Source organism: Lysinibacillus sp. A4 (assembly GCF_024919535.1).
GTDB lineage: Bacteria > Bacillota > Bacilli > Bacillales_A > Planococcaceae > Lysinibacillus > Lysinibacillus capsici.
In genome coordinates this window covers 1-26,288 of sequence record NZ_JANWTB010000021.1, presented here as the reverse complement: position 1 = coordinate 26,288, position 26,288 = coordinate 1, and the positions used below count along the sequence as shown (strand labels likewise).

41 protein-coding genes and 2 pseudogenes are annotated in these 26,288 nt (G+C 39.4%); 40 read left to right on the top strand and 3 right to left on the bottom strand.

The genetic code is table 11. The features are described 5' to 3' along the window. Positions 1-500 precede the first annotated feature (500 nt). The 36 genes and pseudogenes from rpsJ (at position 501) to rpsI (ending at position 19,515) form a co-directional block, all read left to right on the top strand. Entirely contained in the window at positions 501-809 is a 309-nt protein-coding gene (gene rpsJ, locus NY607_RS23640) for a 30S ribosomal protein S10 (protein ID WP_004233624.1), read from the top strand. Between the two features lie 45 nt (positions 810-854). Next, entirely contained in the window at positions 855-1,484 is a 630-nt protein-coding gene (rplC, locus tag NY607_RS23635; RefSeq protein ID WP_004233625.1) for a 50S ribosomal protein L3, read from the top strand. A gap of 26 nt (positions 1,485-1,510) precedes the next feature. Then, positions 1,511-2,134 carry a 50S ribosomal protein L4 gene (gene rplD / locus NY607_RS23630; RefSeq protein WP_004233626.1) on the top strand — a complete coding sequence of 208 codons (624 nt, stop codon included), beginning with the start codon at positions 1,511-1,513 and terminating at the stop codon, positions 2,132-2,134. After that, positions 2,134-2,418, top strand: coding sequence for a 50S ribosomal protein L23 (rplW, locus tag NY607_RS23625; protein ID WP_004233628.1), 285 nt, complete (start codon positions 2,134-2,136; stop codon positions 2,416-2,418). The genes rplD and rplW overlap by 1 nt, the downstream gene beginning before the upstream one ends. Before the next feature lie 47 nt (positions 2,419-2,465). Continuing rightward, a complete protein-coding gene (gene rplB, locus NY607_RS23620; RefSeq protein WP_009373990.1) occupies positions 2,466-3,296 on the top strand; it encodes a 50S ribosomal protein L2 in 831 nt (276 codons plus the stop codon). 60 nt (positions 3,297-3,356) lie between these two features. Next, positions 3,357-3,635, top strand: a complete 279-nt coding sequence (gene rpsS / locus NY607_RS23615) for a 30S ribosomal protein S19 (protein ID WP_004233637.1) — start codon at positions 3,357-3,359, stop codon at positions 3,633-3,635. A 22-nt stretch (positions 3,636-3,657) separates the two neighbouring features. Beyond that, positions 3,658-4,002: a 50S ribosomal protein L22 gene (gene rplV / locus NY607_RS23610; RefSeq protein ID WP_004233639.1), complete on the top strand. Its 345-nt coding sequence runs from the start codon at positions 3,658-3,660 to the stop codon at positions 4,000-4,002. A 3-nt stretch (positions 4,003-4,005) separates the two neighbouring features. Next, on the top strand, positions 4,006-4,659 hold the full coding sequence (gene rpsC / locus NY607_RS23605) for a 30S ribosomal protein S3 (RefSeq protein ID WP_004233642.1): 654 nt from the start codon (positions 4,006-4,008) through the stop codon (positions 4,657-4,659). 1 nt (position 4,660) lies between these two features. Further along, on the top strand, positions 4,661-5,095 hold the full coding sequence (rplP, locus tag NY607_RS23600) for a 50S ribosomal protein L16 (RefSeq protein ID WP_004233644.1): 435 nt from the start codon (positions 4,661-4,663) through the stop codon (positions 5,093-5,095). Further along, positions 5,085-5,285, top strand: coding sequence for a 50S ribosomal protein L29 (gene rpmC / locus NY607_RS23595; RefSeq protein ID WP_004233646.1), 201 nt, complete (start codon positions 5,085-5,087; stop codon positions 5,283-5,285). Before rplP ends, rpmC begins: the two co-directional genes overlap by 11 nt. An 18-nt stretch (positions 5,286-5,303) precedes the next feature. Next, complete coding sequence (gene rpsQ, locus NY607_RS23590; protein ID WP_004233648.1) at positions 5,304-5,567, top strand: 30S ribosomal protein S17; 264 nt, start codon at positions 5,304-5,306, stop codon at positions 5,565-5,567. Positions 5,568-5,610: 43 nt separating this feature from the next. Continuing rightward, the gene (rplN, locus tag NY607_RS23585; RefSeq protein WP_004233650.1) at positions 5,611-5,979 is read left to right on the top strand and encodes a 50S ribosomal protein L14; all 369 of its coding nucleotides are present in this window, start codon (positions 5,611-5,613) and stop codon (positions 5,977-5,979) included. A gap of 35 nt (positions 5,980-6,014) precedes the next feature. Next, a complete protein-coding gene (rplX, locus tag NY607_RS23580) occupies positions 6,015-6,323 on the top strand; it encodes a 50S ribosomal protein L24 (RefSeq protein ID WP_004233652.1) in 309 nt (102 codons plus the stop codon). A gap of 28 nt (positions 6,324-6,351) precedes the next feature. Next, on the top strand, positions 6,352-6,891 hold the full coding sequence (rplE, locus tag NY607_RS23575) for a 50S ribosomal protein L5 (RefSeq protein ID WP_004233654.1): 540 nt from the start codon (positions 6,352-6,354) through the stop codon (positions 6,889-6,891). Positions 6,892-6,912: 21 nt separating this feature from the next. After that, positions 6,913-7,098: a type Z 30S ribosomal protein S14 gene (locus tag NY607_RS23570; protein WP_004233656.1), complete on the top strand. Its 186-nt coding sequence runs from the start codon at positions 6,913-6,915 to the stop codon at positions 7,096-7,098. Between the two features lie 29 nt (positions 7,099-7,127). Next, positions 7,128-7,526, top strand: a complete 399-nt coding sequence (rpsH, locus tag NY607_RS23565) for a 30S ribosomal protein S8 (protein ID WP_004233658.1) — start codon at positions 7,128-7,130, stop codon at positions 7,524-7,526. Between the two features lie 30 nt (positions 7,527-7,556). Beyond that, a complete protein-coding gene (gene rplF / locus NY607_RS23560) occupies positions 7,557-8,096 on the top strand; it encodes a 50S ribosomal protein L6 (protein WP_004233660.1) in 540 nt (179 codons plus the stop codon). Between the two features lie 32 nt (positions 8,097-8,128). Next, the gene (gene rplR / locus NY607_RS23555; protein WP_004233662.1) at positions 8,129-8,488 is read left to right on the top strand and encodes a 50S ribosomal protein L18; all 360 of its coding nucleotides are present in this window, start codon (positions 8,129-8,131) and stop codon (positions 8,486-8,488) included. A gap of 21 nt (positions 8,489-8,509) precedes the next feature. Continuing rightward, positions 8,510-9,013, top strand: a complete 504-nt coding sequence (gene rpsE, locus NY607_RS23550; protein WP_004233664.1) for a 30S ribosomal protein S5 — start codon at positions 8,510-8,512, stop codon at positions 9,011-9,013. Between the two features lie 13 nt (positions 9,014-9,026). Beyond that, on the top strand, positions 9,027-9,209 hold the full coding sequence (gene rpmD, locus NY607_RS23545) for a 50S ribosomal protein L30 (RefSeq protein ID WP_004233668.1): 183 nt from the start codon (positions 9,027-9,029) through the stop codon (positions 9,207-9,209). A gap of 34 nt (positions 9,210-9,243) precedes the next feature. Continuing rightward, a complete protein-coding gene (gene rplO, locus NY607_RS23540; protein ID WP_004233670.1) occupies positions 9,244-9,684 on the top strand; it encodes a 50S ribosomal protein L15 in 441 nt (146 codons plus the stop codon). Beyond that, positions 9,684-10,979 (top strand): preprotein translocase subunit SecY, encoded by a 1,296-nt coding sequence (gene secY / locus NY607_RS23535; protein ID WP_004233672.1) that lies wholly within the window; start codon positions 9,684-9,686, stop codon positions 10,977-10,979. The genes rplO and secY overlap by 1 nt, the downstream gene beginning before the upstream one ends. 70 nt (positions 10,980-11,049) lie before the next feature. Continuing rightward, the gene (locus NY607_RS23530) at positions 11,050-11,703 is read left to right on the top strand and encodes an adenylate kinase (protein WP_004233689.1); all 654 of its coding nucleotides are present in this window, start codon (positions 11,050-11,052) and stop codon (positions 11,701-11,703) included. A gap of 249 nt (positions 11,704-11,952) precedes the next feature. After that, positions 11,953-12,030 (top strand): annotated as a pseudogene (locus NY607_RS23525) (type I methionyl aminopeptidase); the annotation flags it as partial. 86 nt (positions 12,031-12,116) lie between these two features. Continuing rightward, positions 12,117-12,335, top strand: a complete 219-nt coding sequence (infA, locus tag NY607_RS23520) for a translation initiation factor IF-1 (RefSeq protein WP_004233690.1) — start codon at positions 12,117-12,119, stop codon at positions 12,333-12,335. A 37-nt stretch (positions 12,336-12,372) separates the two neighbouring features. Next, the gene (gene rpmJ / locus NY607_RS23515; RefSeq protein WP_000868344.1) at positions 12,373-12,486 is read left to right on the top strand and encodes a 50S ribosomal protein L36; all 114 of its coding nucleotides are present in this window, start codon (positions 12,373-12,375) and stop codon (positions 12,484-12,486) included. Between the two features lie 24 nt (positions 12,487-12,510). Beyond that, positions 12,511-12,876, top strand: coding sequence for a 30S ribosomal protein S13 (gene rpsM / locus NY607_RS23510; RefSeq protein ID WP_004233729.1), 366 nt, complete (start codon positions 12,511-12,513; stop codon positions 12,874-12,876). A gap of 25 nt (positions 12,877-12,901) precedes the next feature. After that, positions 12,902-13,291 (top strand): 30S ribosomal protein S11, encoded by a 390-nt coding sequence (gene rpsK / locus NY607_RS23505; RefSeq protein WP_004233731.1) that lies wholly within the window; start codon positions 12,902-12,904, stop codon positions 13,289-13,291. Positions 13,292-13,430: 139 nt separating this feature from the next. Then, positions 13,431-14,375, top strand: coding sequence for a DNA-directed RNA polymerase subunit alpha (locus NY607_RS23500; protein ID WP_004233733.1), 945 nt, complete (start codon positions 13,431-13,433; stop codon positions 14,373-14,375). A gap of 57 nt (positions 14,376-14,432) precedes the next feature. Next, positions 14,433-14,813: a 50S ribosomal protein L17 gene (rplQ, locus tag NY607_RS23495; RefSeq protein WP_008181938.1), complete on the top strand. Its 381-nt coding sequence runs from the start codon at positions 14,433-14,435 to the stop codon at positions 14,811-14,813. A gap of 426 nt (positions 14,814-15,239) precedes the next feature. Further along, complete coding sequence (locus tag NY607_RS23490; RefSeq protein WP_054548963.1) at positions 15,240-16,085, top strand: energy-coupling factor ABC transporter ATP-binding protein; 846 nt, start codon at positions 15,240-15,242, stop codon at positions 16,083-16,085. Then, positions 16,061-16,933: an energy-coupling factor ABC transporter ATP-binding protein gene (locus NY607_RS23485; protein WP_259420468.1), complete on the top strand. Its 873-nt coding sequence runs from the start codon at positions 16,061-16,063 to the stop codon at positions 16,931-16,933. Before NY607_RS23490 ends, NY607_RS23485 begins: the two co-directional genes overlap by 25 nt. Beyond that, positions 16,930-17,727, top strand: coding sequence for an energy-coupling factor transporter transmembrane component T family protein (locus NY607_RS23480; protein WP_004233739.1), 798 nt, complete (start codon positions 16,930-16,932; stop codon positions 17,725-17,727). The genes NY607_RS23485 and NY607_RS23480 overlap by 4 nt, the downstream gene beginning before the upstream one ends. Before the next feature lie 13 nt (positions 17,728-17,740). Next, positions 17,741-18,481 carry a tRNA pseudouridine(38-40) synthase TruA gene (gene truA / locus NY607_RS23475; RefSeq protein WP_259420465.1) on the top strand — a complete coding sequence of 247 codons (741 nt, stop codon included), beginning with the start codon at positions 17,741-17,743 and terminating at the stop codon, positions 18,479-18,481. A gap of 178 nt (positions 18,482-18,659) precedes the next feature. After that, positions 18,660-19,097, top strand: coding sequence for a 50S ribosomal protein L13 (gene rplM, locus NY607_RS23470; protein WP_004233742.1), 438 nt, complete (start codon positions 18,660-18,662; stop codon positions 19,095-19,097). Positions 19,098-19,122: 25 nt separating this feature from the next. Then, entirely contained in the window at positions 19,123-19,515 is a 393-nt protein-coding gene (rpsI, locus tag NY607_RS23465; RefSeq protein WP_004233744.1) for a 30S ribosomal protein S9, read from the top strand. A 338-nt stretch (positions 19,516-19,853) separates the two neighbouring features. Here rpsI and NY607_RS23460 read toward each other — a convergent pair whose 3' ends face one another. Next, positions 19,854-20,459, bottom strand: a complete 606-nt coding sequence (locus tag NY607_RS23460; RefSeq protein WP_237898895.1) for an ankyrin repeat domain-containing protein — start codon at positions 20,457-20,459, stop codon at positions 19,854-19,856. A 541-nt stretch (positions 20,460-21,000) separates the two neighbouring features. Between NY607_RS23460 and NY607_RS23455 the strand changes: the two are divergent. The 3 genes and pseudogenes from NY607_RS23455 to NY607_RS23445 form a co-directional block, all read left to right on the top strand. Beyond that, positions 21,001-21,867, top strand: a pseudogene (locus NY607_RS23455) (DUF4822 domain-containing protein); the annotation flags it as partial. Between the two features lie 131 nt (positions 21,868-21,998). Then, a complete protein-coding gene (locus NY607_RS23450; RefSeq protein WP_004233756.1) occupies positions 21,999-22,712 on the top strand; it encodes an N-acetylmuramoyl-L-alanine amidase in 714 nt (237 codons plus the stop codon). Positions 22,713-22,784: 72 nt separating this feature from the next. Further along, positions 22,785-23,840 (top strand): P-loop NTPase, encoded by a 1,056-nt coding sequence (locus NY607_RS23445; protein ID WP_004233758.1) that lies wholly within the window; start codon positions 22,785-22,787, stop codon positions 23,838-23,840. Between the two features lie 55 nt (positions 23,841-23,895). Here NY607_RS23445 and gerD read toward each other — a convergent pair whose 3' ends face one another. After that, positions 23,896-24,504, bottom strand: coding sequence for a spore germination lipoprotein GerD (gene gerD, locus NY607_RS23440; RefSeq protein WP_131521825.1), 609 nt, complete (start codon positions 24,502-24,504; stop codon positions 23,896-23,898). 151 nt (positions 24,505-24,655) lie between these two features. Here gerD and NY607_RS23435 point away from each other — a divergent pair, with 151 nt between their 5' ends. Next, positions 24,656-25,330: a KinB-signaling pathway activation protein gene (locus NY607_RS23435; RefSeq protein WP_131521826.1), complete on the top strand. Its 675-nt coding sequence runs from the start codon at positions 24,656-24,658 to the stop codon at positions 25,328-25,330. A 42-nt stretch (positions 25,331-25,372) separates the two neighbouring features. On the opposite strand, the gene NY607_RS23430 is transcribed toward NY607_RS23435, so the two are convergent. Next, a complete protein-coding gene (locus NY607_RS23430) occupies positions 25,373-26,029 on the bottom strand; it encodes a hypothetical protein (protein WP_131521827.1) in 657 nt (218 codons plus the stop codon). Positions 26,030-26,288 lie beyond the last annotated feature (259 nt).

Below are 26,288 nucleotides of genomic sequence, written 5' to 3'. Positions count from 1 at the left end.
CCTGGACTGAGCGAAGCGAGGGAAGCAGCTCGACCCCGCCCGCGGAAAGCGTCCGCCCGTAGTGGAAATCAACGGCTTTACTTTATTTTATTGTAAAAGAAAAAAGACTGTAGGCAAACTCAAAATTCATTGAGTTTGTCTACAGTCTGGGTAGTTTCTATAATTATATAGAAACTACTTTTTTCTTTTTTGAGTTATTTGAAATGTGCGAAAATGTTGATATGACAACCTTAAGTGTTGCAATATGTATAGAAATTTTATATACTAATAAACGGCTTAATAAAGCGAAGAAATAGTAGTACTAAGAATATCTGCAACATTTAAAAGAATTTAGCGAAAAGACTTGCTTATTCTTTTTTTATTGTATATAATGTTGAATGTTGGTCTTTGACTGCGATGAAGCGAGAGGTTGCCGACACACCCGGCCGCTTTGCCATGGCGGTGTGTGGGAAAATTTTCGTGGAGAATGTCTAGAAAATAGGCGAGAAGGAGGGAAAATAATGGCAAAACAAAAGATTCGTATTCGTTTAAAAGCGTATGATCACCGTATTTTAGATCAATCTGCTGAGAAAATTGTGGAAACTGCAAAACGTTCAGGTGCAAGTGTATCAGGTCCGATTCCACTTCCAACTGAGAAGTCTGTGTACACAATTCTTCGTGCGGTTCACAAGTACAAAGATTCTCGTGAACAATTCGAAATGCGTACGCATAAACGTCTGATCGATATCGTTAACCCAACACCACAAACTGTTGACGCGTTAATGAAACTTGATTTACCATCTGGCGTTGATATCGAAATCAAACTTTAATGGTAAAAACAATATAACTTTTAAAACTTACAGGAGGTGTGACAAATGGCTAAAGGAATCTTAGGTAGAAAAATTGGTATGACACAAGTTTTCGCTGAAAACGGCGATTTAATCCCGGTAACAGTTATCGAAGCTACTCCAAACGTAGTTCTTCAAAAGAAAACTGTTGAAACAGACGGCTACGAAGCAATTCAAGTTGGTTTCGAAGACAAGCGCGTTAAGCTTTCTAACAAACCAGAACAAGGTCACGTAGCAAAAGCGAACACTGCTCCTAAGCGCTTCATTCGTGAATTCCGCAACGTGAACGTGGAAGAATACGAAGTTGGTCAAGAAGTCAAAGTAGAAATTTTCGCAGAAGGCGATGTAATCGATGTAACAGGAGTTACTAAAGGTAAAGGTTTCCAAGGTGTTATCAAACGCCACGGACAATCTCGTGGTCCTATGGCCCACGGTTCTCGTTACCACCGTCGTCCTGGTTCAATGGGTCCAGTTGCTCCGAACCGCGTATTCAAACAAAAGAAATTACCTGGTCAAATGGGTGGCAATGTAGTTACAATCCAAAACTTAGAAATCGTGAAAGTTGACACAGATCGTAACTTACTACTTGTTAAAGGTAATGTTCCTGGTTCTAAAAAAGCTCTAGTTACAGTAAAAACTGCAATTAAAGCTAAGTAATCACTTAAGGAAAGGAGGAAACAGGAATGACAAAAGTATCTGTACTTAGTCAAACAGGTGCTTCAGTTGGTGAAATCGAATTAAACGATGCGATCTTCGGAATCGAGCCAAATGAAGCAGTATTATTCGACGCAGTAGTTGCTCAACGCGCTTCTCTTCGTCAAGGTAATCACAAGGTTAAAAACCGTTCTGAAGTTGCTGGTGGTGGTCGTAAACCATGGCGTCAAAAAGGAACTGGTCGTGCTCGTCAAGGTTCTATCCGTTCTCCACAATGGCGCGGCGGTGGTATCGTATTCGGTCCTACTCCACGTAGCTATTCTTATAAATTACCTAAAAAAGTTCGTCGTTTAGCTCTTAAATCTGCTTTATCAGCTAAAGTAGTAGAACAAAACTTCTTAGTTCTTGATGCTCTAACTCTAGCAGCACCAAAAACAAAAGAATTCACAAAAATCCTTAAAGATCTTTCTTTAGAGAAAAAATCTTTATTCGTAACTGCTGACCTAGATGAAAACGTAGCATTATCTGCTCGTAACATCCCAGGTGTAACAGTTTTAACTGCAAACGGAATCAACGTTCTTGATCTATTAGGTCATGATAAAGTTGTATTCACTAAGTCTGCAGTAGAAAAAGTTGAGGAGGTGCTTGGATAATGGAAGCACGTGATATTTTAAAACGTCCGGTCATTACTGAGCGTTCTTCAGAACTTATGGCAGAGAAAAAGTATACTTTCGAAGTAGACACTCGCGCTAACAAAACTCAAGTAAAAGACGCTGTAGAAGAAATCTTTGGCGTAAAAGTTGAGAAAGTAAACGTTCTTAACTACAAAGGTAAATTCAAACGCGTAGGCCGTTACGGTGGTTACACTAACAAACGTCGTAAAGCGATCGTTAAACTAACTGCTGATAGCAAAGAAATTGAATTATTCGAAATGTAATCCTAACGGATTTATGATTTGAACACTCAAGAAGGAGGGAAAACACAATGGCGATTAAAAAGTATAAACCTACCTCTAATGGTCGTCGTAACATGACGTCATTAGACTTTGCGGAAATTACAACTAACAAGCCTGAGAAATCATTGCTTGAACCAACTAAACGCAAAGCTGGTCGTAACAACCAAGGTAAAATCACTGTTCGTCATCATGGTGGTGGTCATAAGAAGCAATACCGTGTTATCGATTTCAAACGTGTTAAAGATGGCATTCCGGCAAAAGTTGCTACTATTGAATATGATCCAAACCGTTCTGCGAATATCGCATTAATCAACTACGCTGATGGAGCAAAAGCTTACATCTTAGCACCAAAAGGTCTAGAGGTTGGTCAAACAATCGTTTCTGGTCCAGATGCTGATATTAAAGTAGGTAACACTTTACCATTAGCAAACATTCCAATGGGTACTACAATCCATAACATCGAGTTAAAACCTGGTAAAGGCGGACAATTAGTACGTTCAGCTGGTACTTCTGCGCAAGTACTTGGTCGTGAAGATAAGTACGTTATCGTTCGTTTACAATCTGGTGAAGTACGTTTAGTTTTAGCTACTTGCCGCGCTACAATCGGTCAAGTTGGTAACGAACAACACGAACTTGTACACATCGGTAAAGCAGGTCGTAGCCGTTGGTTAGGTAAACGCCCAGAAGTTCGTGGTTCTGTAATGAACCCTAACGATCACCCACACGGTGGTGGTGAAGGACGTTCTCCAATCGGACGTAAATCACCAATGACTCCTTGGGGTAAACCAGCACTTGGTTACAAAACTCGCAAGAAGAAAAACAAATCGGATAAATTTATCATCCGTAGTCGTAAAAAATAAAGTGGTTAAACTACGGTTCTATGTGAGAGCCGTGGTGGAATCACGGAGGGAGGTTCCTACATGGGTCGCAGCTTGAAAAAAGGACCTTTTGTCGATGACCACTTAATGAAAAAAGTGGAAGCGCAAGAGGCTTCTGAGAAAAAACAAGTTATCAAAACTTGGTCACGCCGTTCTACAATCTTCCCGAACTTCATCGGTTTAACGATTGCTGTATATGATGGACGTAAACATGTTCCTGTATACGTAACAGAAGATATGGTAGGCCATAAACTTGGTGAGTTCGCACCGACACGTACTTATAAAGGTCACGGTGCAGACGACAAGAAAACAAGACGCTAATTTTGAGAGGAGGTAAATCCTAATGACACAAGCTAAAGCTATCGCTCGTACAGTACGCATTGCTCCTCGCAAAGTACGTCTAGTTGTAGACTTAATCCGAGGTAAGCAAGTTGGTGAAGCAGTTGCAATTTTACGTCATACTCCAAAAGCGGCGTCTCCAGTCGTTGAGAAAGTATTAAAATCTGCAGTTGCTAACGCTGAGCACAACTACGATCTTGACATCAACTCTTTAGTAGTTTCTGAAGTATTCGTTGACGAAGGTCCAACTTTAAAACGTTTCCGTCCACGTGCACAAGGACGTGCAAGCGCAATTAACAAACGCACAAGCCACATTACTCTAGTGGTATCTGAGAAGAAGGAGGGTTAATCCGTGGGTCAAAAAGTACATCCAATAGGACTACGCGTTGGTATTATTCGTGACTGGGAGTCAAAATGGTACGCTGAAAAAGACTATGCAACTCTACTTCACGAAGACATCAAAGTGCGTAAATATATTGAAACGGCTCTTAAAGACGCTTCAGTTTCTAAAGTAGAAATCGAACGTGCTGCAAACCGTGTAAACATTACAATTCACACTGCGAAACCAGGTATGGTAATCGGTAAAGGTGGTACTGAAGTTGAAAATCTTCGTAAATACCTTAGCGATTTAACTGGTAAACGTGTACACATCAACATCATTGAAATCAAACGTGCAGATCTTGACGCTCGTCTAGTAGCTGAAAACATCGCTCGTCAATTAGAAAATCGTGTATCATTCCGTCGTGCGCAAAAGCAAGCGATCCAACGCACAATCCGCGCTGGTGCAAAAGGAATTAAAACACAAGTATCTGGTCGTTTAGGTGGCGCTGATATCGCGCGTGCTGAACACTATAGTGAAGGAACTGTTCCACTTCATACTCTACGTGCTGACATCGATTATGCACACGCAGAAGCTGATACTACTTACGGTAAATTAGGCGTTAAAGTATGGATCTACCGTGGTGAAGTTCTTCCTACGAAGAAATCTGTGGAAGGAGGCAAATAATATGTTATTGCCTAAACGCGTTAAATACCGTCGTGAACACCGCGGCAACATGCGTGGCGAAGCGAAAGGCGGTAAAGAAGTAACTTTCGGCGAATGGGGCTTACAAGCTCAAACTGCTAGCTGGATTACTAACCGTCAAATCGAATCTGCTCGTATCGCGATGACTCGTTACATGAAACGTGGCGGTAAAGTTTGGATTAAAATCTTCCCACATAAACCTTACACTAAAAAACCTCTAGAAGTCCGCATGGGTTCTGGTAAAGGTTCTCCTGAAGGTTGGGTAGCAGTAGTTAAACCAGGAAAAGTAATGTTCGAAATTGCTGGCGTATCTGAAGAAGTTGCACGTGAAGCACTTCGTTTAGCATCACACAAACTTCCTGTTAAATGTAAGATCGTAAAACGTCAAGAAACTGGTGGTGAATCTAATGAAAGCTAATGAAATCCGTGACCTTGCTACTTCTGAAATAGAATTAAAAGTGAAATCACTGAAAGAAGAGCTTTTCAACCTTCGCTTCCAATTGGCGACTGGTCAATTAGAAAACACAGCTCGTATTCGTGAAGTGCGTAAAGCAATCGCGCGTATGAAAACTGTTATTCGTGAAAGAGAAATCAGTGCAAATAACTGATAAAGGAGGTTTTCAAGTATGACTGAGCGCAATCAACGCAAAGTTTACACGGGCCGCGTTGTTTCAGATAAAATGGACAAAACTGTTACTGTTTTAGTTGAAACTTACAAAAAGCACAAGCTTTATGGTAAGCGTGTAAAATACTCTAAAAAGTTTAAAGCTCATGATGAGTTAAACACAGCGAAAATCGGTGATATCGTACGTATCATGGAAACTCGCCCGCTATCAGCTACTAAACGTTTCCGTCTAGTAGAAGTTGTAGAAAAAGCGGTTATTATTTAATAACTATTTCGGAACAACCAATTTCCGAAGGGAGGTAACCTAAGTGATCCAACAAGAAAGTCGTATGAAAGTTGCTGACAACTCAGGTGCACGTGAAGTTCTTACAATTAAAGTGCTTGGTGGCTCTGGCCGTAAAACTGCTAACATCGGTGATATCGTTGTTTGTACAGTTAAGAAAGCAACACCAGGTGGCGTTGTCAAGAAGGGTGACGTTGTTAAAGCTGTTATCGTTCGTACTAAATCAGGCGTTCGTCGTAAAGACGGCACGTACATCAAATTTGATGAAAATGCTTGTGTAATTATTCGTGATGATAAATCACCACGCGGAACTCGTATTTTCGGACCTGTTGCACGTGAACTACGTGACAGCAACTTCATGAAAATCGTTTCTCTAGCTCCAGAAGTTCTTTAATTTCATGACAGTGCCAATCAAGGAGGTGCGACAGCATGCATGTAAAAAAAGGTGACAAGGTTAAGGTAATCACTGGTAAGGATAAAGGCAAAGAAGGCGTAATCCTTGCTGCTTTCCCAAAACAAGATCGCGTTCTTGTTGAAGGTGTGAACATCGTGAAAAAACACGTTAAACCTAACCAATTGAATCCACAAGGTGGTATTGTTAGCCAAGAGGCTGCAATTCACGTTTCGAACGTAATGCTAATCGATCCTAAATCTGGCGAGCCGACTCGTGTAGGTTATAAAATCGAAAACGGTAAAAAAGTTCGTGTAGCAAAAAAATCAGGTGCAGTAATCGACTAATTAGTATAAATAGAAGGGAGGTACACACATGAGCCGCCTAAAAGAAAAATATTTAAATGAAGTTTCTCCAGCTCTTATGAGCAAATTTGGATATAAATCAGTTATGCAACTACCGAAAGTTGAGAAAATCGTTATCAACATGGGTGTTGGTGATGCAGTTCAAAACTCTAAAGCGTTAGATGCAGCTGTTGAAGAATTAACAATTATCACTGGTCAAAAACCAGTAGTAACTAAAGCTAAAAAATCGATCGCAGGTTTCCGTCTTCGTGAAGGTATGCCTATCGGTGCTAAAGTTACATTACGCGGTGAGCGTATGTATGAATTCTTGGACAAATTAATTTCTATCTCACTACCTCGTGTACGTGACTTCCGTGGTGTTTCTAAAAAAGCATTCGATGGTCGCGGTAACTACACACTAGGTGTTAAAGAACAATTAATTTTCCCAGAAATCGATTACGATAAAGTTTCAAAAGTACGCGGTATGGACATCGTGATCGTAACGACAGCGAACTCTGACGAAGAAGCTCGCGAGTTATTGACACAATTCGGTATGCCGTTCCAAAAGTAATCAAACAAGGAGGGCGAAAACGTGGCTAAAAAATCTATGATCGTTAAACAACAACGTAAGCAAAAGTTTAAAGTGCAAGAGTATACACGTTGTGAACGCTGTGGTCGTCCACATTCAGTATATCGCAAATTCAAACTTTGCCGTATTTGTTTCCGAGAACTTGCATATAAGGGACAAATTCCTGGCGTGAAAAAAGCCAGCTGGTAATCCCCTAATTTGGGAAGGAGGTAAATGTAATGACAATGACTGATCCGATTGCAGATATGCTTACTCGCATTCGTAATGCGAACATGGTTCGTCACGAGAAGTTAGAAGTACCAGCTTCCAACGTGAAAAAAGAAATCGCTGAAATTTTAAAGCGTGAAGGTTTCGTACGTGACGTAGAATACGTGGAAGACAACAAACAAGGTATCATCCGTATTTTCTTAAAATATGGAAAAGATAACGAGCGCGTTATCACTGGCTTAAAACGTATTTCTAAACCTGGTTTACGTGTATATGCTAAAACAAATGAAGTACCTAAAGTATTGAACGGTCTAGGTATCGCTTTAGTGTCAACTTCACAAGGTTTATTAACAGATAAAGAAGCTCGCGCTAAACAAGTTGGCGGAGAAATTCTAGCATACGTTTGGTAATTAGCAATAAATGAATGGAGGTGCAGCTAAATGTCTCGTGTAGGTAAAAAAATTATCGAGGTACCTGCTAACGTAACTGTTACTGTTGATGCAAACAACACTGTTACTGTTAAAGGTCCTAAAGGCGAACTTGTTCGTTCTTTCCACCAAGATATGAAAATTGAGCAAGAGGGTAACGTAATCACTGTAGTACGTCCTTCTGATTCAAAAGAACACCGCACAAACCACGGTACTACTCGTGCGCTTCTTGCGAACATGGTTACTGGTGTTTCTGCAGGTTTCGAAAAAGCTTTAGAACTTATCGGTGTTGGTTACCGTGCGCAATTACAAGGTAATAAACTTGTACTTAACGTAGGTTACTCTCATCCAGTAGAGTTCACACCTGAAGATGGTCTACAAATTGAAGTTCCTTCAAACACAAAGATCATCGTTAAAGGTATCAGCAAAGAACGCGTTGGTGCTCTTGCATCTAACATCCGTGACGTTCGTCCACCAGAGCCTTATAAAGGTAAAGGTATTCGTTATGAAGGCGAATATGTTCGTCGTAAAGAAGGTAAAACAGGTAAATAATGCAGCTTAAGCATTAGAAAGGAGTGACCCTTGTGATTACGAAACAAGATAAAAATCAGGTTCGTAAAAAACGTCATGCTCGCGTTCGTTCTAAAATTTCGGGTACTGCTCAGCGTCCACGCTTAAACGTATTCCGTTCTAACAAGAACATTTACGCGCAACTTATCGATGACGTAGCAGGCGTAACAATTGTTAGCGCATCTTCTCAAGAAAATGGTTTCGAAGGTGCTGGTAGCAATGTTGACGCAGCAACTAAAGTCGGTGAAACAATCGCAAAACGCGCTGCGGAAAAAAATATTACTGCTGTAGTATTTGACCGTGGTGGTTACTTATATCATGGACGTGTTAAAGCTTTAGCTGAAGCTGCACGTGAGAACGGTTTAGAATTTTAATAAGAAGGAGGGACACATTTCATGAGTCGTATTGACGCAAACAAACTTGGAGAACTTGAAGAACGCGTAGTTACTATTAACCGCGTTGCTAAAGTTGTTAAAGGTGGACGTCGCTTCCGCTTCACAGCATTAGTTGTAGTTGGCGATAGAAACGGTCATGTAGGTTTCGGTACTGGTAAAGCTCAAGAGGTGCCAGATGCTATCCGCAAAGCTGTTGAAGATGCGAAGAAAAACTTAATCGAAGTGCCACGCGTAGGTGGAACAACTCCACACTTAGTGCAAGGTCGCTTTGGTGCAGGAGAAATCCTAATCAAACCTGCTGCTCCTGGTACAGGGGTTATCGCTGGTGGTCCAGTACGTGCTGTACTAGAACTTGCTGGTATTACTGATATTCTTTCAAAATCACTTGGATCTAACACACCAATTAACATGGTGCGTGCAACAATTCAAGGTTTAACTGAATTAAAACGCGTAGAGGACGTAGCTAAATTACGTGGTAAATCAGTGGAAGAACTATTAGGATAAGGGGGGAAAGATAATGGCTAACAAATTAGAAATCACCCTTACTAAATCTGTGATTGGTACTAAACCTGCACAACGCAAAACTGTTGAAGCTTTAGGTTTACGTAAATTACACCAAACTGTAGAGAAAGCTGATAACGCAGCTACTCGCGGTATGCTTGATAAAGTAGCTCACTTAGTTACTGTAAAAGAAATTTAATTTCCAATTATTGAACAAGGAGGTGCCACCCACTATGAAACTGCATGAGTTAAAACCAGCAGAAGGTTCTCGTAAGCAACGCAACCGCGTTGGTCGTGGTATCGGTTCTGGTAACGGTAAAACAGCAGGTAAAGGTCATAAAGGTCAAAACGCTCGTTCTGGTGGCGGTGTACGCCCAGGCTTTGAAGGCGGTCAGAACCCATTATTCCGTCGTTTACCAAAACGTGGCTTTACGAACATTAACCGTAAAGAATACGCGATCGTTAACCTTGATGCTTTAAACCGTTTCGAAGACGGTGCAGAGGTAACTGCTGCATTATTACTTGAAACTGGTCTAGTGAGCAATGAAAAAGCTGGAATTAAAGTTCTAGGCAACGGAACTCTTAATAAAAAGCTTACTGTCAAAGCTCATAAATTCTCAGCTTCAGCGAAAGAAGCAATCGAGAATGCCGGCGGAACTACTGAGGTGATTTAATGTTTCAGACAATCTCTAACTTTATGCGTGTTCGAGATATAAGAAATAAAATCATTTTCACACTTTTAATGTTAATCGTTTTTCGTATTGGAACTTTCATTCCAGTACCTAACGTTGACGCTAATGTATTAAAGGCAACTGATGAGTTTAACCTCGTTGGTTTCCTGAATACTTTTGGCGGTGGTGCTTTAAAGAACTTCTCCATCTTTGCAATGGGGATTATGCCTTACATCACAGCCTCAATTATTGTTCAGTTATTGCAAATGGACGTAGTACCGAAGTTTGCTGAGTGGGCAAAGCAAGGTGAAGTCGGAAGACGTAAACTTGCGCAATTTACACGCTACTTTACTATTATTCTTGCTTTTATTCAATCATTCGCGATGTCATTTGGTTTTAATAGAATGTATGGCGGGTCATTGATTAAGGAAGAAGGAGTTTTAACATATGTTATAATCTCTATTGTATTAACAGCGGGTACAGCATTCCTAGTATGGCTTGCTGATCAAATTACTGCGCATGGCGTTGGTAATGGTATTTCTGTTGTAATCTTCGCAGGTATCGTTGCGGCATTACCTACAGGTATCAACCAAATCTATGCACAACAAATCGAGGGTGCGGGTGATAAGCTATTTATCAACCTAATTATCCTTGGTCTACTTGTTTTAATCTTGCTTGCGGTTGTTATTGGAGTTATCTACGTGCAACAAGCACTACGTAAAATTCCAATTCAATATGCAAAACGAGTTACTGGGCGAAATCAACAAACTGGTGGTCAACAAACTCATTTACCGTTAAAAGTAAATGCTGCAGGGGTTATTCCTGTAATCTTTGCTTCAGCGTTTCTGATGACACCTCGTACGTTAGTTCCGTTCTTCGGTGAAAATAATGTTACAACTTTCATTAATAACACGTTTGATCATACAAAACCTGTTGGAATGATTATTTATGTGGCATTAATCATCGCATTCACATATTTCTATGCATTCGTACAAGTGAATCCAGAAAATGTGGCAGATAACTTGAAAAAGCAAGGTGCTTATATTCCAGGTATTCGTCCTGGTGAAAACACTCAAACGTATTTAACAAGCGTGTTATATCGTCTGACATTTGTCGGCGCGATTTTCTTAACTGTTATTTCAGTAATGCCGGTTATATTCATAAACTTTATGAATCTACCTGCCTCAGTGCAGATCGGTGGTACTAGTATTATTATCGTAGTCGGCGTAGCGCTCGAAACGATGAAGCAGCTAGAATCTCAACTTGTTAAACGTCACTACAAAGGCTTTATGAAATAATGTTGGTTTTTAGGGAACGTTCCATCGTTTCCTTTAATCAGCAAACCTTTTGTGGGAGGAATATTTCCTAATGAATATCGTTTTAATGGGTCTGCCAGGTGCTGGTAAAGGTACGCAGGCAGATAAAATTGTTGAGAAGTACGCAATTCCTCATATTTCTACAGGCGATATGTTCCGTGCTGCAATTAAAGAAGGTACTGAACTAGGCTTACAAGCTAAGTCGTTTATGGATCAAGGTGCACTTGTACCTGATGAAGTAACGATTGGTATTGTTCGTGAGCGACTGGCTAAACCTGATTGTGAAAAAGGATTCTTATTAGATGGTTTCCCACGTACTGTTCCTCAAGCTGAAGCCTTAGATAGCATTCTTGCTGACCTAGGTAAAGCTATTGAGCATACATTAAACATTCAAGTTGAAAAGGATGAGTTAATTGCTCGTCTTTCAGGTAGACGTATTTGTAAAACTTGTGGTACATCGTATCATTTAATTTTCAATCCTCCTGCTGAGGAAGGAAAATGTGATAAAGATGGTGGCGAGCTTTATACACGTGCAGATGATAATCCTGAAACGGTTGCGAACCGTCTGGAAGTAAATATGAAACAAGCACAACCTCTACTTGATTTCTATCAAGCTAAAGGCGTGTTAACTAATATAGATGGACAGCAAGATATTAACAAAGTGTTTGCTGATCTTGATGCTCTATTACAGAGCAGCCGCAGCTGATACCCGGCTCCGGGCGCAGAGTACTGCTTCCGCGGGAGGCATGCGGGAGCAACAACGAAACATAATTTTTTTGAGAGTTGCAAAAGCATATTGTGCCCGGTATATATTTCTTCTTAAAAGTGCAACATACCTTTTGGAGGAGTATAATGGGTTTCGTGGAAGCATCTGTGTAACGGGTATGAATATCTCATCCAAGACATTCCGGTATTCGTGTAAACATGGGAGATTCAGTGCCCTTACTGGTTCTGTATATTCCGTGGATTGTGTGAAGCGAAACCAGACGAGCGTCTTTCAAACATCTCTCATACAATCCAAACATATGTTGAAACGAGGTTGCTTCTAAAGTTGCAGCAGATATCCGTTTGATGTAACGATGAGAACTTTAATTTGCATATAGAGAGGAGACAGAGTAGATGGCGAAAGATGATGTAATTGAAGTCGAAGGGACAGTTGTTGAGACTTTGCCAAACGCGATGTTTAAGGTAGAATTAGAAAATGGACATGTGATTCTAGCACACGTATCTGGTAAGATTCGTATGCACTTTATCCGTATTCTACCTGGAGATAAGGTTACTATTGAGTTATCTCCTTATGATTTAACTCGCGGTCGTATCACATACCGTTTTAAATAATCTTTTGCGCTCCGGACTACTAAGGAGGTTAGGTTAGATGAAAGTGAGACCATCTGTGAAACCGATCTGCGAAAAATGTAAAGTAATTCGCCGACGCGGTAAAGTAATGGTAATCTGTGAAAATCCTAAACATAAACAAAAACAAGGTTAATTCTAAAGGAGGTGCACAACGTACATGGCACGTATTGCTGGTGTTGATATTCCTCGCGACAAACGCGTGGTAATTTCATTAACGTACATTTTCGGTATTGGTAAAACTACAGCTCAGAAAGTACTAGCTGATGCAGGTATTTCAGAAGATACACGCGTACGCGACTTAACTGAAGATGAGTTAAACAAAATCCGTGAACAATTAGATTCATACAAACTTGAAGGTGACTTACGTCGCGAAACTTCATTAAATATTAAACGTCTGATGGAAATCGGTTCATTCCGTGGTATCCGTCACCGTCGTGGCTTACCTGTTCGTGGTCAAAATACGAAGAACAATGCGCGTACGCGTAAAGGTCCTCGTAAAACAGTTGCGAACAAGAAAAAATAATTGGTAAAGGAGGTTCCTTCTTAACATGGCTCGTAAACAACAAACTCGTAAACGTCGTGTGAAAAAGAATATCGAATCTGGTATCGCACACATTCGTTCTACATTTAACAATACAATCGTAACGATTACAGATATGCAAGGTAACGCTGTATCTTGGTCAAGTGCTGGTGCTCTTGGTTTCCGTGGTTCACGTAAATCTACACCATTCGCTGCTCAAATGGCTGCAGAAACTGCTGCTAAAACATCCCTTGAACATGGTCTGAAAACGTTGGAAGTAACTGTTAAAGGTCCTGGTGCTGGTCGTGAAGCTGCTATTCGTGCACTTCAAGCTGCTGGTTTAGAAGTAACTGCTATTAAAGACGTTACTCCAGTTCCTCATAATGGTTGCCGTCCGCCAAAACGTCGTCGCGTGTAATGGGTGCGTCTCATATTGTATGAGAACATCATTTTTTGTACAGACTGTCTTGTGCAGATAATAAACGATACGTCATTGACGATCGAATCTATGATGGAAAGAACCTATACATTCGATGTTTTGAAGGAGGGTAAATAAAATGATCGAAATTGAAAAACCAAAGATTGAAACGGTGGAGATCAGCGAAGATTCCAAATATGGAAAGTTTGTTGTAGAACCGCTTGAACGCGGATATGGAAACACTTTGGGTAATTCTTTACGTCGTATCCTTCTGTCTTCATTACCAGGAGCTGCTGTCACTTCAATTCAAATTGATGGTGTTCTTCACGAATTCTCAACTGTAGAAGGCGTAGTAGAAGATGTAGCTTCAATCATTTTGAACGTGAAAAAACTAGCTCTTAAAATCTACTCTGACGAAGAAAAAGTTATTGAGATTGATGTTAAAGGCGATGGTACAGTTACGGCTGCTGACATTACACATGACAGTGACGTAGAAATTTTAAACCCAGATCTATATATTGCAACAATCGCTAAAAACGGTCATTTACGTATGCGTATGTATGCACAACGCGGCCGTGGTTACACTCCTGCTGATCAAAACAAACGTGAGGATCTTCCTATCGGCGTGATCCCGATCGACTCTATTTACACTCCAGTATCACGCGTCAATTTCCAAGTGGAAAATACTCGTGTTGGTCAGTCTTCTGACTACGACAAACTTTCTCTTGATGTGTGGACAGATGGCAGCATCGGTCCGAAAGAGGCGATTTCGCTCGGAGCAAAAATTTTAACCGAGCATCTTAACATCTTCGTTGGCATGACAGATGAGGCACAAACTGCTGAAATCATGGTCGAAAAAGAAGAAGATCAAAAAGAAAAAGTTTTAGAGATGACTATCGAAGAGCTTGATCTTTCTGTTCGTTCTTATAACTGTTTAAAACGCGCTGGTATTAATACAGTACTAGAACTTGCGAATAAATCAGAAGACGACATGATGAAAGTTCGTAACCTTGGACGCAAGTCATTAGAAGAAGTAAAAGCGAAGTTAGAAGAGCTTGGTTTAGGATTACGCAAAGAAGACTAAGCGATTTAAACACAACTAACAAGATCAGATTTTTTTCTATAAAGGAGGGAAACATCCATGGGTTACAGAAAACTTGGTCGTACAAGTTCTCAACGTAAAGCGATGTTACGTGACTTAGCTACTGATTTAATCATCAACGAGCGTATCGAAACTACTGAGGCTCGCGCTAAAGAAGTACGTAAAGCTGTTGAAAAAATGATTACTTTAGGTAAACGCGGAGATTTACATGCACGCCGTCAAGCTGCTGCATTTATCCGTCGTGAACTAGTAACAACGACTGATGCAGAAGGTAACGAATCAACATCATTTGCACTTCAAAAGTTATTTGATGATGTTGCACCACGTTATGCTGAGCGTCAAGGTGGTTACACTCGTATTCTTAAAGTAGGTCCTCGTCGTGGCGACGGTGCACCTGTTGTTGTGATTGAACTAGTTTAATCATAAGAGAAAACTTGTGGTGAAGAGGGTGGGAATCACCACCCTCTTTCTTTATAAATGATTTATACGACAAATAATTAAGCTGAGCGTTATGATGAGCGGACACTTATTAGTGTGGCGTCTCGTTTAGCTCTCCGCACCTCATTCAGGAGAAATAAGGGCTTGAGCACCCATATTTCTTGTAAATGTAACGACTAGCGCATTTCTATCGAATGAGGTGCGCGCTTTTTTATTAGATTAGATGGCGCCAATTTGTGGTGCTTTTTTTAATATATGGGTGTTATTTTGTTATTTATTAAACCAATATCAATTTGAGTTGTTATTGTAGTATTTTTCTTTTATCGACATACGGATTGTAGTAGAATTCATACATAAAAAAGTGTAAGTTAATTAGTAGAGCTGAGCGTAGGGAGAGGAGTTCTAGATATGCCTGAAATTTTATCTTTAAATAATGTAACTTTTTCATATACACCAGAAAATCCAAATAGTCGTAATGCTGTTGAAAATGTTAGCTTTGCTGTGGAAGAAGGTGAGTGGATTGCTATAGTAGGACATAATGGTTCTGGTAAGTCCACTATTGCCAAGCTGATGAATGGTTTATTGTTTCCTCAACAGGGAGATGTACGAGTATTGCGAGAACCCTTGAATGAAGAAAATCTTTGGGAATCTCGCTCCTTAATGGGAATGGTCTTTCAAAACCCTGACAATCAATTCGTTGGAGCAACGGTACAGGATGATGTAGCATTTGCCTTGGAAAACAACGGTATCCCCTTTGAAGAAATGGTAAAACGTGTACATGCGGCACTCGAACAGGTAAAAATGAGTGAGTTTTTAGACCATGAGCCACATCATTTATCTGGTGGACAAAAACAGCGTGTAGCCATTGCTGGGGCACTTGCATTAAAGCCGAAGCTTTTAATTTTAGATGAGGCTACATCCATGTTAGATCCTCAAGGGCGTGCAGAGGTGTTACAAACGGTTCAAACATTACGTGCAGAAACAGGATTAACAGTTTTATCTATTACCCATGATTTAGAAGAGGCAATGTTAGCGGATCGTGTTCTTTTTATGAATGATGGTAAGAAATTTGCAGAAGGTACACCTGCTGAAATCTTTGCACTTGGGGACAAGCTAGTTGAATTTGGACTAGATTTGCCATTTGCCTTGAAGTTATCAAAGCTATTGCAAAAGGAAGGTGTTCCATTAATGGGGCAACATATGACAGAAGAAGAGTTGGTGAATGATTTATGGACATCAAACTTCAACAAATAAGCTATGCCTATGCACAAGGAACGCCCTTTGAAAAACGGGCATTATTCGATGTGAATTTTGACATTCCATCTCATACTTATCAAGCGATAATTGGCCATACCGGTTCTGGGAAATCAACGATTTTGCAGCATTTTAACGCACTTCTAAGACCTACTTCAGGAGAAGTACATATAGGGGATCGTCTTATTGTAGCTGGGAAAAAAGCAAAGGATTTAAAAGCTGTAAGACAAAAGGTCGGCATTGTCTTTCAATTTCCAGAGCATCAACTATTTGAAGAAACCGTGTTGAAGGACATTATGTTTGGCCCAATGAACTTTGGTATATCGGAGGAGGAGGCTGAAGCTCGTGCAAGAGAACTTGTCAGCTTAGTCGGTTTGCCAGATAACGTTTTGGATAAATCACCGTTTGATTTATCAGGTGGTCAAATGCGTCGAGTAGCGATTGCAGGCGTTTTGGCGATGGACCCTGAGGTTATTGTCTTAGATGAACCAACAGCAGGTCTTGATCCACGTGGTCAAAAGGAAATTATGGATATGTTTTATCAGCTCCATCAAGAACGTCATCTCACAACCATTCTAGTAACCCATAGTATGGAGGATGCAGCTCGATATGCAGATAATATTGTGATTATGCATGAAGGAAAGAATGTCTTAAGTGGATCACCACGAGTTATTTTTAAAGATGTTGCAACATTAAAGGAATTCCGTTTAGAGCCACCACGTATTGTCCGCTTTCAGCAAAAGATTGAGCATATGATGGGGCATTCCTTTTCTAAAGTTTGCTTAACAGAGGAAGAGCTTGCTGTGGAAATTGCTCAAGCACTTAGAGAGGAGCGTGCAGAGTCATGATGGAAAAAATGATCTTTGGTCGCTTCTTACCTGGTGATTCACCCGTTCACAAGCTTGATCCGCGGTCAAAGCTGATCTTTGTGTTCGCCTTTATTATTATTGTGTTTTTAGCCAATAATACCGTGACATATGCTATGTTACTCGCATTCACACTACTGATTGTATTAGTATCGCGCATTCGTCTATATTTTTTAATAAATGGACTCAAACCAGTACTCTTTTTGATGGCCTTCACATTCCTTCTCCATATTTTTATGACGAAGGAAGGCGTCCCTGTGTTTGAATCTAAATTCATTACGATTTATGACGAAGGGATTAGGCGAGGAATATTTATCTCAATTCGTTTTCTAGTATTAGTATTTATGACGTCAATCTTAACGTTAACTACATCACCGATTTCTATTACTGATGGTATCGAGGTTCTACTGAATCCATTAAAAGCAATAAAAGTACCTGTACATGAATTGGCTTTAATGATGTCCATCTCATTACGCTTTATTCCAACCTTAATGGATGAGACGGATAAAATTATGAAGGCACAAATGGCAAGGGGCTCTGATTTATCATCTGGACCAATTAAGGACCGTATAAAGGCAGTAGTACCATTACTTGTGCCTCTCTTTGTCAGTGCATTTAAACGTGCTGAGGATTTAGCAACAGCGATGGAAGTAAGAGGCTATCGCGGTGGTGAAGGACGCACTAGGTACCGTAGGTTAAAATGGGATATGGGGGACACATTTGCGATTGTGTTATTAGTAGCAATAGGCGTATTGCTATTCTTCTATAGAAGTTAAAGGAGTAGGCTATATGCGACGATTAAAAGTAATTATAAGCTATGATGGTACACTTTTTTCGGGCTATCAGGTACAGCCAGGGGAACGCACAGTGCAGGCTGAGCTTGAGCGTGTTCTAGCCATTATGCATAAGGGAGAACAGGTTAAGGTAACTGCAAGTGGTCGTACAGATGCTAAGGTACATGCGACAGGGCAAACAGTGCATTTCGACACACCTCTTGCCATTCCAGCAGAAAAATATAGTAAGGCTTTGAATGTGCAGCTGCCAAGAGATATTCGAGTATTATCGGTTGAGGAAGTGGCACATGACTTTCATGCACGCTACGACGTGGCTGGAAAAAGATATCGCTATATTTGGTCTTGTGAGCCTATCCAAAGTCCATTCCGCAGATATTATACTGTGGAGACAAATGGGGTCAAACCTAACGTAGAGGCGATGCAAGAGGCAGCTAAGGCTATTATTGGTACACATGACTTTTCTTGTTTTTGCGCGGCGAATACAAGCGTGAAAGATAAAGTACGCACAGTAACATTGTTACAATTTGAATGGCATGGTGAAGAGCTACATATGGTGATTGAAGGGAATGGCTTCTTATATAATATGGTACGTATTATTGCAGGTACTCTTTGGGAGGTTGGGATAGGTCGACGTAAGATTGACAATGTGTCCCAGGTAGTTGCTTCAGGTAATCGTGATAAGGCGGGAAAAACCGCTCCACCACAAGGGCTATACTTAGAAAAAGTGTTCTATTAGTGGCGTTCTACAATTCTGAACAACTTCACCAGGTGTTTAATGAAATTGCTTGACTTTAAAAGTCATTCATTATATGATAACAGATGGTATTTTCATTACCACCACAAATAAGCCCCGAAACTTATAGTGTAGTCTAATGAAAAATAACGGTAATCGAATCGATTAGGAGGATATATACATGCGTACAACATTCATGGCTAAAGGTCACGAAGTAGACCGTAAATGGTTAGTAGTTGATGCAGAAGGCCAAACTCTTGGACGTTTAGCTTCTGAAGTAGCTGCAATCTTACGTGGTAAACATAAACCAACATTCACACCAAACGTTGACACAGGTGATCACGTAATCATCATCAACGCTGACAAAATCCATTTAACTGGTAACAAATTAGAGGGTAAATTATACCGTCACCACACTCAATTTGCGGGTGGTTTAAAAACACGTACTGCTGGTGAAATGCTAGATAAGTACCCAACAAGAATGATCGAATTAGCAGTTAAAGGAATGCTTCCTAAAAACTCTTTAGGTCGCAAAATGTTCACTAAACTTAATGTTTACACTGGAACAGAGCATCCACATGCTGCACAAAAACCAGAAGCATACGAGCTTCGCGGATAATATAAATTAAGAGGAGGATATTACTTTGGCACAAGTTCAATACATCGGCACTGGTCGCCGTAAAAGCTCTGTAGCTCGCGTACGTTTAGTACCAGGTACAGGTAAAATTGTTATCAACAAACGTGAAATCGAAGAATACGTACCATTCGCTGCATTACGCGAAGTAATTAAACAACCATTAGTAGCTACTGAAACTACAGGAAGCTATGATATCCACGTAAACGTTAATGGTGGTGGATACACTGGTCAAGCTGGTGCTGTTCGTCACGGTATCGCTCGCGCTCTACTTCAAGTAGACCCAGATTTCCGTGCTGCATTAAAATCAGCTGGATTACTTACTCGTGATTCACGTATGAAAGAACGTAAAAAGCCAGGTCTTCGCGGCGCTCGTCGTGCACCTCAGTTCTCAAAACGTTAATATCAGCATTTTCAAACCCTGCCCCATTTTTATGGGACAGGGTTTTTTTATGTTTGAAAACGTGCTAACTGAAAAAACTATATGAAACATTATAAAATCCTTCAAGCACGCCCCTTTCAGAACTTGAACTTAAACTTAAACTTAAACTTAAACTTAAACTTAAACTTAAACATCTACCCCAAGACTCTTTCTACTTTCGAGGAAAGAGTCTTTTTGTCATTCCATCATAAAAAGCAATCTGTGAAGTAACCTCAAAGATTGCTTAACGTTATTTCTTATGAAACAGCTAATTCCGAAGTGAGGACATCTAGAAAAGTATGAAAAAACCTCCTATAGTGTTAACTGTTATTTCGTTCGGATGCTGCTTCTTTTAAAATTTGCTCAATCTCATAAAAGCCTAGTTTTATTGCATGCTGTAATGGTGTAACACCATCTCGATCTCCAATAGTTATATCAGCACCATGATCCACCAATAATTGTACAATTTCTTGATGTTTCTCCCCGCCATTGCCTAGTATGACTGCCTCCAATAGAGCTGTCCAATGCAAATTATTAATGTGATTGACATGAATGTCTGAATGATTAAGTAGCTCTCGGACCACCTCAACATGTCCCCGTTCGGATGCAGGGATAATGGCAATTCCACCAAAGCGATTAGTTAGCTTTGTATCTGCCCCTGCAGATATAGCAAGTTTAACGATTTCTAAATAGCCTGATGCCCCTGCATGTAAAAGTACGTTCTCAAGGTTATTATCTCTAATATTAATATCAGCACCATGTTGAATGAGCACCTTCACAGTATCCACCTGATTATTATAAGTTGCAGCTAAGACAGGGGTTCTTCCATACCGATCCGTTGTATTAATATTGATGCCATTTTGCAGAAGTACTAATACTTTATCAGTATCACCGTTCGCTGCTGAAAGTATTAATTGATCATTCATTTTTCCACCCTCTTTTCTTTAGTTAAAAGGCCAAATGACTAGTGGTATATCACTGTAGCCTACTTTTCCGTTTATACAAATATGGTAACACGGAGTGAATTGTACGAGTACTATTAAAAAGATAGCTAGGCTTAGCTTTTTCCTATAATTAATAATGTTGAGATACTCGTTTGTGAGAAGTGTCGTTCACCTATAAATTAAGTATATGTAAAAAAATAAGTATCTTTTTTACAAAACTCACTATTAGTGTGCAGATTTAATATATATTAAAAATATTTTCGTATAAGTTTATGTTTTTTTAAGAAATTATTTAGAGGGAGTTTAACACTCCACTTTAATATAGTTTTTAGAAGGTACAACAAACCTTTCATTTTAAAAAATGGTCATTATGGGTTTGAAGTAACTCAAAATATAAACTAACCGACGGAGGTAAGTAGGTATGAAAAAATTATTAATAGTATCTGTTGCAGCAATTGCATTACTTGCAGCATGTCAAGATAAGGAACCTGCAAAAGGCAATACGACGAATAGTGAGGAAGTTAAAACAGAAAGTGCTGCAACAGATAATACTACCAAAGAGCAATTAACAAAGGGACAAGAAATGGCTAACATTCTAAATAGTACGAATTGGCAAGGTACAAAAGTTTATGATCAAGCTAACAATGATTTAACTGCGGAGAACGCAAACTTCATTGGCTTAGCAAAATATGATGCCCAGACAGGTCATTATGAATTCTTTGACGTGGCTACAGGTAAAAGCCGTGAGGATAAAGGGACATTCTTTATCACAAATGATGGGAAACAAAGAATATTAATTTCCGAATCAAAAAACTACCAAGCAGTTGTCGAGATCACTGAGCTCAACGATAGTATCTTTACTTATAAGAGAATGGGTAAAGATGCTGCAGGCAATGATGTAGAAGTATTCGTGGAACATATTCCATATAAAGAAAAAGAACTGGCATTTACTGATTCCGATAAAACGTTAGATGCTTCTACAGGTCAAATTGTTACAGACGTTGACGGAGATAAAATTCTCGCTGATACACTGTGGCATGGAACCGTTGTGTTAGATGAAGCGGGTAATGATGTAACAGAATTCAATTCAAATTTCATCAGCATTGCAAAGTATGACGCAAATACAAATAAATATGAGTTCTTTAATCCTGAAACAGGTGAAAGTCGTGGAGACTATGGTTACTTTAATGTCATTCATGATAATAAAATAAGAGCGCATGTTTCTGTCGGTGATAATAAGTATGGTGTAGCTCTTGAAATTACAGAAATCAACGATAAGAAGTTCACGTATAAACGAACAGGTAAAGACAAAGATGGCAATGATATAACTGTATTTGTAGAGCATGAGCCATATACAGGTGAATTCAAACCTACTTTTACAAACCAATAAAATTGTTCTTCCTCCCTTAATATAGAAGAAATTGAAAACTCTCAAGTTTGTGACTTGGGAGTTTTTTTTACTTTCTGGCATAGTTCATCCACTAATTTCGTACACTAAATGTAAAAGGGTGGTGTATATGGGTGAAGCGCTGGCTTGCACTAGGAGTAATTATGCTTATGAGTATAGTGGTCGTGGCATATGAAACAAATGCTTCGGACCGTAACTTCTTCTTACCGGACCCACTTGGTGGCATAAAAATTGTCATTGATGCAGGGCATGGTGGTGAGGACGGAGGAGCTTCAAAGGGCGAAGTGATTGAAAAGGATATTACACTTGCAATTGCTCAGCATGTAGAGAAGCAATTAAAGAAAAAAGGCGCAACGGTTATAATGACACGAACAAAAAATGGTGATGTAATCGATGAGCATGCGCCATCAGAAAAATATGGAACAATGAGAGAACGGAAAAAGCAAGATATCTTCCTAAGAAAGGATATCGTGGAAAAGGAAAAGCCTGATGTATTTATAACGATTCATGCAAATGCCATACCTGAAACAAAATGGCGTGGCGCACAGGTATTTTACCATAAGGAAGGACATGCTGACGGAGAGATTCTTGCCAAGAGTATTCAACAATCCATTCGCACTAATTTAAAAAATACAGACCGTGAAGCATTGTCTATTAAGCAAATCTATTTATTGAAGAAAGCGGAAGTACCTGCAGCTTTAGTGGAGACTGGTTTTATTAGTAATGATGAGGAACGAGCATTATTAGTGGACAAAAACTATCAAGAAAAAATGGCAGATGCCATAGTTGAAGGTATAGAAGACTATTTATTAGCCAAAATTGAGTAGAGCAACATCTACAACGTAAATCAAATCATTATGATATACTAATATTGAGACAATATAAGGGGAGTGTTCGTCGTGATTACTGAACAACAAGTACGAGAAATACTGGGACAACTACAAGATCCATTTTTACATAAATCGCTTGCAGAAACAGATGGTATTACGAACGTAGCAATAAAAGAAGAAAAAAATCATGTCAGTGTAAAAATTGCCATTGCTAAACTGAATACACCGGAACAATTACAACTACAAATGAAAGTTGTTGAGGTGTTGAAAGAAGCAGGTGTAAACACGGTTGGTATTCGTTTTGAAGAACTATCAACAGAAAAATTGCAAAGCTTCCGTGGCACAGCAACAGAGTCGGAAGCACAAGATATTTTATCTCCATTAAGCACAGTCCAAGTAATTTCAATTGCTTCTGGTAAAGGTGGAGTTGGTAAATCGACAGTATCAGTTAACTTAGCTGTTGCTTTAGCTCGTCTAGGAAAGAAAGTCGGCTTAATTGACGCAGATATTTATGGATTTAGTGTACCTGATATGATGGGTGTAACGGATATGCCTAAGGTAGTCGATAATCGTATTTTCCCAGTAGATCGCTTTGGGGTAAAAATGATTTCAATGGGCTTCTTTGTAGAAAATAACGCACCGATCGTATGGCGCGGACCCATGCTTGGTAAAGTATTAGATCAATTCTTCCGTGATGTTGAGTGGGGTGAATTAGATTATCTATTATTAGATTTACCTCCTGGCACAGGTGACGTTGCATTAGATATCCATCAAATGTTGCCATCATCAAAAGAAATTGTTGTAACAACTCCACACCCAACAGCAGCATTTGTTGCAGCTCGTGCAGGGGCAATGGCGCTTCAAACAGACCATGAAATTTTAGGAGTTATCGAAAACATGGCTTGGTTTGAATCTAAATCAGGTGACCGAGAATTTGTCTTTGGGCAAGGAGGAGGACCAAAGCTAGCTGACGAACTACGTACAGAGTTGCTTGGACAAATCCCGCTTGGGCAACCAGATTGGACAGATGAAGATTTTGCTCCTTCTGTATACGCTGAAAAACATACAACAGGACAAATTTATTTAGACATCGCGACGAAAATCATCGATAAATTAAATAAATAATAAAAAACGGATTTCCACCAGTTTTATGGGGAAATCCGTTTTTACATTACCAAGGTTACTCGGTACTTTTTTGTCCCTTATCCGATCCGCCACCACTATCGCCACTCGCTTCTTTCTTATCGCCACTTCCTGATGAACCTGCTTCGCCACTTTTCTTAATAAGTTCCTGCCATTTAGATTGCATTAAAGGGCTTTCGATCGTTTCCTTTACAACTTCCTCCATTTGCTTGCGCATATTGGATGATTTAAGGATAGTCTCCAACTGCTTTTGCATATCGGGTTGCCCGAAAAATGCCTCCATATCCTTTTGGAAAGTCGGATCTTTTATTAAGTTCTTCATAATATCCTGTTGCTGTTTTTGCATACTTTTCGCAACAGTTTCTTTAAACTTTGGATCTTCAAAGGTTTTTTTCCAAAAGTCTTCTGCTTCCTTGGAAAGTAAAGTTTCCTCGGTAGCCTTTTTCACTTCATCATGCTCTAAAATCAAGAGCTCACGGAAACTCGGCTCTTCTAAAAGCTGTCGCAATGCCTTTTTACCATCCTCTGTTTGTAAAGAGTCAATCATGATTTTTTTTATTTCATCATAGGACATGGTAGAGGTTTTATCTTGTGAACAGGCAGAAAGAAAAAGCATTAGAATTAGTAATAAGGTGAATTTTCGCATCGACAATCAGTCCTTTCTCTAGATAGACTCTTTCAATTATTGTTCACATTTCTCAGGACTTTATGTATTGGTTAGGATGAGAAATAGCTTTTTTAACAAGGCATTGATAAAATAAGGACAGATATATTGAGAAATTGGGGGACTTTTAGTTGTGACGATACGAAATTGGGCAAAGTTTTTCTTCTTTGCAATGCTCGTTGGTGGTGCAGTCAACGGAGTTTTTAGTTTATTTATTCGCTGGGAATTCTTCCAACCATACATAGCAAACGGTCAATGGGGTGAGTTTTTCGCTGGACTTTTATGGATGGTTTTCTTAGGGTTTACAATGAGTGTTATAGCGCAAGCTGGCTTTTTTGCTTATTTAACACTTCATCAGGTAGGTGTTAATATTTTTAGAACACTGACATTATGGAATTGGGTACAGCTGGTATTAATTGCCATAACGATTTTCGATATAATTTTCTTCCGCTTTATTCCTGGTGTGAAGGATGGGCAAAGCTGGTTGTTCTATGTAGGATTATTAATTGTCCTCATATTTGGGGCAATAGCAACAGCTGTTCAAAAAGTAAAATTAACAGGGAAAAAACATGTAATGATTTCGGCACTATTCTTTATGATTGTCATTACAACGTTGGAATGGACAATTGCATTGATGGGTCGCGACGAAAATATTAATGAGTATGTTGCGCTTTTATTATTCCCATTATTGGCGGTTAATGCGTATCAATTATTAGTATTACCTAAATATAATGCAAAATCCGATGAAGATCGTCAAAAATTAGAAGCACGACGTAAAGCTCGTCGTGAACAGGCTAAAAATGCATAAGGAAAAAAAAAGAATTGCCTCACTGAAGTGGAGGCAATTTTTTTATGGCGCTTTTTTAGTTTGAACCTTATAACCGAATATATTTTCTTCAATCGACATAAACTTATGCTGTTGTATTAGCATGTTAAGCTCTTTAAAGGATATTTGATTATTTTGATGGAGCGGGAAAAAGACAAAATCACCTTTTTGTAATTTTGGAGTTTTCTCACCTTGCCAAATAAGAGAAGGAGATAATAAATTCATTTGTTGTTGGAATAAGGCTTTCTGTAAATCCTGTGAATATTGGTGATTTCGGGTAGCAAACCATAAAGGTCTTTCTTTTAAATATTTTTCATAAGTATCAATATCCTTTTGGATGAGCGCAATGTCAACGGGTTCTTCTACTGAATCATCAGGCCCAAGTAATCCTGTAGGCAATTTGCGTTGTTGGATAATTTTTAAATGATCGGGTGACCGTTTTATCCAATCAGCATCTAAAAGTAGAAGTGGATAAGGCTCCTTCACCGTTTGGAGCCATTCTAATAGAGAGTCATCAGAGAAAGAAATCTCTACAATAAGAGATGTGCCATAATGTCCCTTCGTGACCACTACTGGTGCATTCGCAATATTAAATACAGAAATCATCGTTGAATTTATAGGCTTTAAAAAGGCAAAGAGCGTTACGATTAAAAGCAGTGAAATCAACGTTTTACGGACCATAATGATAACCTCGTTTCTAAAATTTAAAATAAAAAATGAATCTCTTTAAAAAAACTTATGATTTAGTGTTGACTTTCATGAATAATCGATGTTATTATGTATAAGTCGCCAAGAGGTGACAACGAAATAAAGAAACATGAACCTTGAAAACTGAACAAGCAAAACGTAATCAATAAAGTTTTAAGTAACTAGCTTCGGTTAGTGAACAAAACAAAAATTTTGGACATCAAACATGATGCCAGCAAAACAATTTGAGCTA

Excerpts from the sequence above, each read along its gene's own strand:
- rpsJ (WP_004233624.1), top strand. The coding sequence starts at position 501 with ATGGCAAAACAAAAGATTCGTATTCGTTTAAAAGCGTATGATCACCGT.
- rplC (WP_004233625.1), top strand. The coding sequence starts at position 855 with ATGGCTAAAGGAATCTTAGGTAGAAAAATTGGTATGACACAAGTTTTC.
- rplD (WP_004233626.1), top strand. The coding sequence starts at position 1,511 with ATGACAAAAGTATCTGTACTTAGTCAAACAGGTGCTTCAGTTGGTGAA.
- rplW (WP_004233628.1), top strand. The coding sequence starts at position 2,134 with ATGGAAGCACGTGATATTTTAAAACGTCCGGTCATTACTGAGCGTTCT.
- rplB (WP_009373990.1), top strand. The coding sequence starts at position 2,466 with ATGGCGATTAAAAAGTATAAACCTACCTCTAATGGTCGTCGTAACATG.
- rpsS (WP_004233637.1), top strand. The coding sequence starts at position 3,357 with ATGGGTCGCAGCTTGAAAAAAGGACCTTTTGTCGATGACCACTTAATG.
- rplV (WP_004233639.1), top strand. The coding sequence starts at position 3,658 with ATGACACAAGCTAAAGCTATCGCTCGTACAGTACGCATTGCTCCTCGC.
- rplP (WP_004233644.1), top strand. The coding sequence starts at position 4,661 with ATGTTATTGCCTAAACGCGTTAAATACCGTCGTGAACACCGCGGCAAC.
- rpmC (WP_004233646.1), top strand. The coding sequence starts at position 5,085 with ATGAAAGCTAATGAAATCCGTGACCTTGCTACTTCTGAAATAGAATTA.
- rpsQ (WP_004233648.1), top strand. The coding sequence starts at position 5,304 with ATGACTGAGCGCAATCAACGCAAAGTTTACACGGGCCGCGTTGTTTCA.
- rplX (WP_004233652.1), top strand. The coding sequence starts at position 6,015 with ATGCATGTAAAAAAAGGTGACAAGGTTAAGGTAATCACTGGTAAGGAT.
- rplE (WP_004233654.1), top strand. The coding sequence starts at position 6,352 with ATGAGCCGCCTAAAAGAAAAATATTTAAATGAAGTTTCTCCAGCTCTT.
- rpsH (WP_004233658.1), top strand. The coding sequence starts at position 7,128 with ATGACAATGACTGATCCGATTGCAGATATGCTTACTCGCATTCGTAAT.
- rplF (WP_004233660.1), top strand. The coding sequence starts at position 7,557 with ATGTCTCGTGTAGGTAAAAAAATTATCGAGGTACCTGCTAACGTAACT.
- rpsE (WP_004233664.1), top strand. The coding sequence starts at position 8,510 with ATGAGTCGTATTGACGCAAACAAACTTGGAGAACTTGAAGAACGCGTA.
- rpmD (WP_004233668.1), top strand. The coding sequence starts at position 9,027 with ATGGCTAACAAATTAGAAATCACCCTTACTAAATCTGTGATTGGTACT.
- rplO (WP_004233670.1), top strand. The coding sequence starts at position 9,244 with ATGAAACTGCATGAGTTAAAACCAGCAGAAGGTTCTCGTAAGCAACGC.
- secY (WP_004233672.1), top strand. The coding sequence starts at position 9,684 with ATGTTTCAGACAATCTCTAACTTTATGCGTGTTCGAGATATAAGAAAT.
- NY607_RS23530 (WP_004233689.1), top strand. The coding sequence starts at position 11,050 with ATGAATATCGTTTTAATGGGTCTGCCAGGTGCTGGTAAAGGTACGCAG.
- infA (WP_004233690.1), top strand. The coding sequence starts at position 12,117 with ATGGCGAAAGATGATGTAATTGAAGTCGAAGGGACAGTTGTTGAGACT.
- rpmJ (WP_000868344.1), top strand. The coding sequence starts at position 12,373 with ATGAAAGTGAGACCATCTGTGAAACCGATCTGCGAAAAATGTAAAGTA.
- rpsM (WP_004233729.1), top strand. The coding sequence starts at position 12,511 with ATGGCACGTATTGCTGGTGTTGATATTCCTCGCGACAAACGCGTGGTA.
- rpsK (WP_004233731.1), top strand. The coding sequence starts at position 12,902 with ATGGCTCGTAAACAACAAACTCGTAAACGTCGTGTGAAAAAGAATATC.
- NY607_RS23500 (WP_004233733.1), top strand. The coding sequence starts at position 13,431 with ATGATCGAAATTGAAAAACCAAAGATTGAAACGGTGGAGATCAGCGAA.
- rplQ (WP_008181938.1), top strand. The coding sequence starts at position 14,433 with ATGGGTTACAGAAAACTTGGTCGTACAAGTTCTCAACGTAAAGCGATG.
- NY607_RS23490 (WP_054548963.1), top strand. The coding sequence starts at position 15,240 with ATGCCTGAAATTTTATCTTTAAATAATGTAACTTTTTCATATACACCA.
- NY607_RS23485 (WP_259420468.1), top strand. The coding sequence starts at position 16,061 with ATGGACATCAAACTTCAACAAATAAGCTATGCCTATGCACAAGGAACG.
- NY607_RS23480 (WP_004233739.1), top strand. The coding sequence starts at position 16,930 with ATGATGGAAAAAATGATCTTTGGTCGCTTCTTACCTGGTGATTCACCC.
- truA (WP_259420465.1), top strand. The coding sequence starts at position 17,741 with ATGCGACGATTAAAAGTAATTATAAGCTATGATGGTACACTTTTTTCG.
- rplM (WP_004233742.1), top strand. The coding sequence starts at position 18,660 with ATGCGTACAACATTCATGGCTAAAGGTCACGAAGTAGACCGTAAATGG.
- NY607_RS23460 (WP_237898895.1), bottom strand. The coding sequence starts at position 20,459 with ATGAATGATCAATTAATACTTTCAGCAGCGAACGGTGATACTGATAAA.
- gerD (WP_131521825.1), bottom strand. The coding sequence starts at position 24,504 with ATGCGAAAATTCACCTTATTACTAATTCTAATGCTTTTTCTTTCTGCC.
- NY607_RS23430 (WP_131521827.1), bottom strand. The coding sequence starts at position 26,029 with ATGGTCCGTAAAACGTTGATTTCACTGCTTTTAATCGTAACGCTCTTT.